The organism is Mycoplasmopsis felifaucium ATCC 43428 (genome assembly GCF_000687775.1).
Lineage (GTDB): Bacteria > Bacillota_I > Bacilli_A > Mycoplasmatales > Metamycoplasmataceae > Mycoplasmopsis > Mycoplasmopsis felifaucium.
Genome location: NZ_JHXS01000033.1, coordinates 1 through 3,386, shown reverse-complemented (window position 1 = coordinate 3,386; position 3,386 = coordinate 1). Strand labels below are relative to the sequence as shown.

Genomic DNA, 3,386 nt, shown 5'->3' with positions numbered 1-3,386 from the left:
TCAACACAATAAACAGCAAGCTGGGTGACTTCACTAACGACAAATACGAACAAGAAAAGAACGCCATAAATGCAAACATTTCCAGACTGCAACAATTTGACAACACTATAAAGCCTGTTTTTGAAGGGCAAAACGTAAAAATTACTGACGGAGCTTTTGAGTTCTATAATCCTGCCGATAATAATATTTTTAAAATTGAAGCAGGAGGCATAGCAATAAGAGTCGCAAATACATGGCAAAAATTAAATATGAATACATGAGCAAATTTATTTAGATTTGCAAATACATATTTACAAAATTCGTCAAGTTTACCACAAAGCCAAGCCTCTAGAGTAAATGTCTCTTATGACTGGGATTTAATACAAAGCGGAACCACTTCAAACGTTCAGCAGGTCACAATACCGACAAACGATACGCAAGGACTATATGTTTTATGGATTAAAGTTACGTTATACAACGGAAAAACATTTACAGGACAATTATTTAACATAAATAAAAATGACGCCGATTATCAGAATACTTTTGTTATGTCTGCTCCTAGTACTGGTTGGGACAGCAGTAGCTATGGGACACAGTTGCAGTTAATGCACGTAACTTATTCAGACGACGTGTTTAAAATTAGATACACCGGGAAAGTTTACGACAATGAAACGCAAAGCTCGCCAAGGTCTATAGATTATAAGCTATATAAAATGGTTCTAAGAACCTCATAAAAACGAAAGGAATAAAACAAAATGACAACACCAAGCATTATACAATTAACTATCGCATTAGTGGGCGGGTTAGGTGCCCTAATATCGTTTATAGTGGCATTTACTCGCCAAGGTTCAAGCAATAAAAAAATAAAGCTTTTAGAGCGTGAATTCGAAGAAGCTAAAGCAATGTGAATAGCTAAAGAAAAAGAATATAAAGACACAATCACAAATCTAAAAACAACTATTTCAAAACAAGAGATTCAGCTTGCTAGATGTGAAGATTTAATTAAACAATACCAAAACAAACTTTTAGCATTTGAAACACGTAACGAAGCCAAATACATTAAAGAACTTGAAAAAGAAGTTGAAACTTTAAAAGATAAAGAGCAAGACATTAAATTCAAAGAACTTGAATACAATAAACAATTGGAAATTGCCCAAAACTCTCAGGAAGCTTTAGAAGATGAACTCAGAAGAAAAGAAGAAGTTATTAAAAAATTACAGTCTCAAATAAAAGACTTTGAAGACATTAAAGGCAAAACCGAAGCACTGCAAAACTACTTTAGCACTCATATAAGTCCATTATTTACAACTAAACCAGCTGAACCAAAACAAACCGCAGAAACTTCAACAGAAACAGACGACAGGGCTAAAATAATGTAATATTAAAAAGAAGACGGGAAACCGTCTTTTTTGAATTTAGAAAGAATAGATAAATTTGACATTATCGCAATACTATTTTTACATCATATGAAAAAGCCTTATTTTTTTATATATGTCCCAAAAATAGTTTATAATAATATTGTATTAATTCCCACAGTAATACGGTTAAAGCTATCAAAATTTTAATATTCATTTTTGTGGGATTAGTATTTATTGTACTAGTCTTTTTTATTAAAAATTATTAAATAAAAATGTGGTATATAAGTGCAATAATTTCCCACAGGCAAACATATACCACGCTTATATTATACATAATATTAGCGTTTTCAAAATATGTTTTGCTGATTTTGAAAGGATTTTAATTATGTATAAAATAAAAAATATAATAAATGAATATATTCAAGACTGTAAAAATAGATATGTAAAAACTAATACAATTTACCAATACGAGCAAGTTTTAAATAAGTTAGTCGATTTTAACAACGCAGAAGACTTGCAAAACCAATTGTATAAAATTGTTAAAGATGAAAAAGTTAAGCATAATACACAGTGTTTGCGTGCTAATATAGCTAAAACTTTTATGCGTTGAATTAATGACAATTTTACAGAGTTTAAACTCAATAAAAACCCATTAACAAAAATGAAACAACAAAATACAAGAATAGCATACACCGAAGAAGAAGTTACTTTTTTATTGAAAGCATTAAAAGAATTTAATAATGTTAAATTTGAGTTATATGTTAAATTTTTATTATTAACGGGTATAAGAGTTTCTGAATTAGATGCATTTACTTTTAAGGAATGAGCAAATAATAATTTTCATATTAAAATAATCCCGCTTAAAAATAATAATGCACGTGATGTTGTTATTATTTGAAAAGTATTTGAACAGCTTAATTTTTATGATTTAGTAAAAAACTTTGAGAATGATATTATTGATAACCTGGAACAATTAAATTTATCTATTAAAACTATAAAAAACACATTCACATATTTCTCTAAATTCATCAAGTCAATTAATCCGAATTTTAACAAAGAAATTTCTGCTCATTGATTCAGACATACTTGTATCACTTTTTTAGATAAAACAGGTTGATTTTCTGAGGGTCAAATAGCTACATATACAGGGCACAAAAACACAGCTGTTTTACATAATACTTATATAGCTGGAAACGCTCAAAAACTTATAGATATAGCGGAACGCAAAACATTAGAAATAAAACAATTAGAGGAAAATAATTGAATTCTTAAACAACTTTTAAATAATAAAATAAATTCTCAAAATACGCAAAATAATGCAGAAAACATAGAAGAATTTAATAAAAAGAGTAAAAACTTAGCTGGAAAGCTTAAAAATTTTATAAATTCATATAGTTTTTTAGTAAAAACTAAATAACTAGGCACATAAAAATAGTGCTTTTTTATTATAATTTTTATATGAAAATACCAACGTATTTGGAACTTGGTGTAAACATAAAGGCACTTTTTAAAAAGAATAATATAAGAACATGGGAAGAGGCTAAAACACATTACTCCCGTTATTTTTGCATTAAGTTAAAGAGTTATTTAACTAAGATAAATAAGAACAATACAGAGACGTTCAAGGCACTTTATAGGGTTATTTTTTATTATGGTTTTATTGCATATTTACAAGAATATAAAACAGCCGAATATTTAGAATCTAAGGGCTGAACAGTGTACTTCCCAAGTTTAAAGAATGATGCAATAAATAAAATTGATTTAATTGCTTATAAGAATGGCAAACGCCTTTATATTCAAGTTAAAAGTAACTACAAGCAAATAGAAGAATTGAAGGCAGTAAATAATTTTTATTCTAAAGAGTCTAATAGTTTTTTTATTTTTGCAGTGGTTAATTCTAAAAGTATCACATTTTATGATATTTTACACAATAAAGTAAATTATTTTATTTAAGTATTAAATAATAGTTATATAATAAGGACAGAAACACTAAAATTTATAAAGTGTTAGCGTTGACCTTTTAAAATACTTGGGACTATATATATATAT

General features: G+C 27.8%; 4 protein-coding genes. All 4 read left to right on the top strand.

Features of this window, described 5'->3' with window-relative positions; all coding sequences use genetic code 4:
- The coding region (locus T390_RS04205) for a hypothetical protein (protein WP_027335101.1) at positions 1–713 on the top strand (713 nt) is incomplete at its 5' end.
- A 21-nt stretch (positions 714–734) separates the two neighbouring features.
- Entirely contained in the window at positions 735–1,358 is a 624-nt protein-coding gene (locus tag T390_RS0103550; protein WP_027335100.1) for a hypothetical protein, read from the top strand.
- Between the two features lie 364 nt (positions 1,359–1,722).
- The gene (locus T390_RS0103545) at positions 1,723–2,754 is read left to right on the top strand and encodes a tyrosine-type recombinase/integrase (protein WP_027335099.1); all 1,032 of its coding nucleotides are present in this window, start codon (positions 1,723–1,725) and stop codon (positions 2,752–2,754) included.
- Positions 2,755–2,795: 41 nt separating this feature from the next.
- Entirely contained in the window at positions 2,796–3,290 is a 495-nt protein-coding gene (locus T390_RS04015; RefSeq protein ID WP_051590873.1) for a PDDEXK-like family protein, read from the top strand.
- Positions 3,291–3,386 lie beyond the last annotated feature (96 nt).